Here is a 4,293-nt window from a genome sequence, read left to right on the forward strand (position 1 = left end):
CTGCCACACCGGGCGCGACCCCCAGCAGGAGCTGCAGCAGATCCGCACGCTCATCGCCAATCGTGTCGGCGCGATCATCGTGGCGGGCTCGGGCTTCGTCGATCCRGCGAACCAGGCGGCGGCGAAGGCCGACCTCGCCAGCTATCGCCGGTTCGGGGGCCGGGTCGCGGTCATCGGCCGCCACCACCTCAGCGCCGACGCGGTGCTCCCCGACAACCGGGGTGGGGGCCGGGCCGTCGCCCAGCACCTGCTCGACCTCGGCCACCGGCGGATCGCGATCGTCTCGGGCATGCGGTCGTTGACGACGGTGGCCGACCGGCTCGCCGGGATCGAGGACGCCTTCACTGCGGCCGGGATCGCCTTCGAGGACGTCCCGCTGGTCGAGGCGCCCTTCACCCGTGCCGGTGGCGCACAGGCGGTCGAGGAGATCCTGGCGACACATCCCGAGGTGACTGCCGTGCTGGGGCTCAACGACGACATGGCCATCGGGGTGCTCTCGGTGCTGCGGGACCGGGGCATTGCGGTGCCGGACCGGATGTCGGTGACCGGCTTCGACGACGTGGCCGTCGCAGGAGACCTCGCGCCGTCGCTGACCACGGTCCGGCTGCCGATGGTGGACATGGGGGAGCAGGCACTGCTCATGGCACTCAAGGAGCCCTCGGCCAGGCCGCGGCGTCGTACGGCCGAATGTGCATTGGTCGTCCGCAACTCCACTGCCCGGCCGGCGGCATGACGCGCGTCCTCGTCGCACCCGACAAGTTCAAGGGCACGCTCCCGGCGTACGACGTCGCTCACGCCGTCGCGCTCGGCCTGCGACGGGTCCGTCCCGACGCGGAGGTCGAGTGCCTGCCGGTGGCCGACGGGGGTGACGGCACGCTCGACGCAGCGGTGTCCGCCGGGTTCGATCGGGTGCCCGTCACCGTCGCCGGACCGACGGGCGAGCCGGTGGAGACGGCGTACGCCCGACGCGGGGACACCGCGGTCGTGGAGATGGCCGATGCCTGCGGGCTGGTGCGCCTCCCGGGTCGGGTACGCGCGCCGCTGGCCGCCTCCAGCCAGGGTCTCGGCGAGGTGTTGGCGGCTGCGCTGGACGCGGGGTGCCGTGAGCTCGTGGTGGGGATCGGCGGCAGCGCCAGCACCGACGGTGGGGCCGGGATGCTGGCCGCGCTCGGCGCCGTCGTCTCGCCCGCGGTGTCGGACGGGGGTGGCGGGCTCCGTGACGTCTCGGCCCTGGACCTCTCCCCGTTGCATCCAGGACTGGCGGACGCCCGGGTGGTGGTCGCCTGCGACGTCGACAACCCGCTCACCGGCCCCGACGGCGCCGCGGCCGTCTACGGCCCGCAGAAGGGGGCATCTCCCGACGACGTGGTCGTGCTGGACCGCGCGCTCGGCCACTGGGCAGACGTGGTCGCGCGCTCGTCGGGCGCGGACCGTCGCGACGTCCCCGGTGCGGGTGCGGCAGGGGGCGTCGGCTTCGCCCTCGTGGCCGCGCTCGGGGCCGAGCTGCGGCCCGGCATTGCCCTGATGCTCGACCTGCTCGGCTTCGCCGATCGGGTGGCGGGGGCCGACCTCGTCGTCACCGGCGAGGGCTCGCTCGACGCGCAGAGCCTGCGCGGCAAGGCCCCGGTCGGGGTCGCCTCGGCCGCCGGTGCTGCCGGGGTGCCCGTCGTCGCGGTGTGTGGGCGACGGCGGCTGACGGACGCCGAGCTGACGGCGGCTGGCATCGTCGCGGCGTACGCCCTGCTCGACGTCGAGCCCGACCTGACGACCTGCCTGCGCGAGCCGGCGCGCCTGCTCGTCGACCTTGGCGAGCTCGTCGCACGGCGTCACCTGGCCTGAGCGACCTCGTGGTCCCTCGCGGCGTCCGTCGTCCGGCCCCAGGTCTTCATGGCCGGCCCGAGCCGCGCCGCCCGCACCCTCAGAGCGTGCGGACCGTCCCGGCGTCGGGGTCCCAGCGGCGCAGCTCGACGAGGCGCAGGGTCAGGTCGGCGTGGCCGAGTGCCTCCAGCGCAGTGGGGACGGCGGCCCGCGGCAGCCGCCGGGCCAGCGTCATGTGCGGCAGCCATCCCGGGTGCTTGGCGTGGGGTACCTCGCCGCGCAGCGCGAGCACGGCACGCATCAGGGCGTCGGGGACGTCGAGCAGCCGGACCACGGACACCCGCGAGCCGCCGAGCAGTGCGATCCCCGAGGCGCGGGACTCGACCGGGAGGGACGCCCCCAGGCGGGACCGCGCGACCTCGTCGTGCTCGGGTCCGAGCGTCTCGGCGGTGAGCACTGTGACGTGCGGGGTGTTGGTCATGCCCTTGTGGTCGAGCTGGGACGGCAGGCCCGCGTCGCGCAGTGCCTGCCAGTCGCGCAGCACGGCGTCGCGCCCCTCCTCGTCGGGCAGCAGCTCGAAGGCGTGCAGGCGCGGCATGGGTCCGAGGGTAGGTCAGGCCTCGCAGGCGACGCGGGTCTCCGCGACGCACGTGTCCTGGCCGGCGCCGGCATCTGCGGTGTCGAACCCTTCGCCCCCGTCGAGCAGGTCGGCGACCGGGACCTCGTAGGTCTTGGTGCGGACCGCACCCTTGACGACGTCGTAGCCACGGACCACCACGCGGCTGACGAGCTCGTCGTCGCCGGCATCTCCGTGCACCTCGGACGTCGGGTCACAGTCGAGGTCCGGGGCCCCCGCCGTCATCGAGTACTCCGTGGGCGGTTCGCTGCCCACGCGCAGCCGGTCGTCGCCCGCCGCGCCTCGCAGCACGACGGCGCAGGCACTGGCCTGCAGGACGTTGTCACCGTCGTCCCCGACGAGCTCCACGCGGGATCGAGCGGTCGAGGTGTCCGAGGCCGCGACGGAGAGACCCTCCACAGCGACGAACCCGAAGGAGCCGAGGGGTCCCCCCTCGTCGGAGAACCGCAGTCGGCCGGTGGCGAGGTCGCCGTGGACCAACGGTGCCGGCGTGCGCACCTCCAGCAGGTCCTCGCCGGCGCCGGTGTCCACCCTGAGCGTGCGGCTGGTCGGTGAGTCCTCGTCCAACGGGTCGCGGGGACCCGGGGTGAGGGGTCCGGGACGGACGACGAGGCGAACCGTGTCGTCGCCGTCCGAGGTGCGGGCGTCCACGGCGCCCCGTCCGACGAACTCGACGTCGTCGTCGCCCGTACTGCCCACGAACGTCTGACGACCGGCTGACGAGACCGTGTAGGCGTCGAAGGACCGCCAGCGGGCATGCGCGCGGCCGTCCAGCGTGGCGCGCTCACTCGCGGCGTTCACCAGCAGCGACCCGCCCCGCGTGTCGACCCCCAGCTCGTCGCGACCTGCGCCGCCCCTCATCACGGCTCCGCGATGGTCGACGGCGTGGGCCAGGACGAGCATGTCGTCCCCCCCGCCGAGCGAGATCCGGTCCGTGTTGCGCTCACCGCGCGCTCCCGACTCCACGTAGTCCGTGCCCGGCCCGCCCCGGTAGGTGTCGGTTCCCGAGTAGAGCTCGGCGACGACCAGGGTGCGGACCTCGACCCGGACACGGTCATCGCCGTTGCCTGGGGACACGGCCGTCTGGCCGCCAGGCCCGCGCACGCAGATCCTGTCGTCGCCGTCACCACTGACGACCTCGGCACGCCTGCCCCTCACCACGATGACGTCGTCGCCGGGCGTGCCGGTCACGACCCGGCGGTCCGAGACGATGGTCGGCATCCTGCCCTGGCAGGGGGCGATGGCCCCAGGGCCGGGCTCCGCCGTGGCGGGCGCGGAGACGCCCGCGAGCAGGCCGACGGCGCAGGTCAGCGATAGCAGTACTGGCGCGGTGCGTGACACGGTTCGGGTCCCCCTCGACCTTGCGCCAGCCGCTCGGCCAGCGCGGAGGCGGACGCTAGCAGCGGGGCACGGCCCTCGGAGGTGAATCGCGATTCCCCGGCCCAGAGCGCCCGCCGTACCCTTGACCGGTCATGACTGCCACGCCTGAGACCGCCGCTCGCACCTACGAGGTCCGCACCTACGGGTGCCAGATGAACGTCCACGACTCCGAGCGCCTCACCGGGCTGCTGGAGGACGCGGGGTACATCGCGAGCCCGGCCGGCGAGCAGGCCGACGTCGTCGTCTTCAACACCTGCGCGGTCCGCGAGAACGCCGACAACAAGCTCTACGGCAACCTGTCGCACCTGGCGCCGATCAAGGCCGCCAACCCCGACATGCAGATCGCCGTCGGTGGCTGCCTCGCCCAGAAGGACCGCTCCACCATCACCGCGAAGGCGCCGTACGTCGACGTCGTCTTCGGCACCCACAACATCGGCTCGCTGCCGGCCCTGCTCGAC

4 protein-coding genes and 1 pseudogene are annotated in these 4,293 nt (G+C 73.9%); 3 read left to right on the top strand and 2 right to left on the bottom strand.

The features are described from left to right. A partial coding sequence (locus AC1DQF_RS21225; protein WP_477527210.1) for a LacI family DNA-binding transcriptional regulator occupies nucleotides 1-733 on the top strand: 733 nt, incomplete at its 5' end. Beyond that, complete coding sequence (locus AC1DQF_RS21230; RefSeq protein ID WP_477527211.1) at nucleotides 730-1,839, top strand: glycerate kinase; 1,110 nt, start codon at nucleotides 730-732, stop codon at nucleotides 1,837-1,839. The genes AC1DQF_RS21225 and AC1DQF_RS21230, both read left to right, overlap by 4 nt. A 79-nt stretch (nucleotides 1,840-1,918) precedes the next feature. Here the strand turns inward: AC1DQF_RS21230 and AC1DQF_RS21235 are convergent, their stop codons facing one another. After that, nucleotides 1,919-2,416 carry a 2'-5' RNA ligase family protein gene (locus AC1DQF_RS21235; RefSeq protein ID WP_477527212.1) on the bottom strand — a complete coding sequence of 166 codons (498 nt, stop codon included), beginning with the start codon at nucleotides 2,414-2,416 and terminating at the stop codon, nucleotides 1,919-1,921. A gap of 15 nt (nucleotides 2,417-2,431) precedes the next feature. Continuing rightward, nucleotides 2,432-3,676, bottom strand: coding sequence for a hypothetical protein (locus AC1DQF_RS21240; RefSeq protein WP_477527213.1), 1,245 nt, complete (start codon nucleotides 3,674-3,676; stop codon nucleotides 2,432-2,434). A 251-nt stretch (nucleotides 3,677-3,927) separates the two neighbouring features. On the opposite strand from AC1DQF_RS21240, the pseudogene AC1DQF_RS21245 reads away from it, so the two are divergent. Next, nucleotides 3,928-4,293: pseudogene (locus AC1DQF_RS21245) on the top strand (tRNA (N6-isopentenyl adenosine(37)-C2)-methylthiotransferase MiaB); the annotation flags it as partial.

Source organism: Nocardioides sp. P4_G4 (genome assembly GCF_056401085.1).